Raw genomic sequence first — 377 nt, forward strand, 5'->3', positions numbered from 1 at the left:
CTCGAAATGGCCGCCATCGACGGTCGGTTCCTGGAGTGCCTGCGTTCGAGCTTGGTGGCGTCCGGAAAAACCGATGCGTATATCGCTCTGGAATTACTGGCCGCTGCGAACGGCAACCGCTACGAATTGCCGTATCCCGACGAGGTTGACGGTCGCCCGGTTTACCCGGCGCGTCGCATTAAGCTCCAGTTCGTGTTGACGATCGACGCTACGATAACGTCGCGAATGCGACGTCTCGTGCTGACGATGGGAGGCCCTCGGTCCCCTACCGAAATAGCGGCGGTCGAAGACTGGATAACTCCATGGGCCAACGCTTTGGTAAACGGAGCGTTTGTACTGCCGCATATTGATCCGGAGATTGCCGCCAATGTGTTCGG

Annotated in this window: 1 protein-coding gene; it reads left to right on the forward strand. The window is 58.6% G+C overall.

The features are described from left to right. The coding region (locus EN850_RS36685) for a hypothetical protein (protein ID WP_189591293.1) at window positions 1–377 on the forward strand (377 nt) is incomplete at both ends.

This window comes from Mesorhizobium sp. M8A.F.Ca.ET.207.01.1.1, assembly GCF_004794715.1.
Lineage (GTDB): Bacteria > Pseudomonadota > Alphaproteobacteria > Rhizobiales > Rhizobiaceae > Mesorhizobium.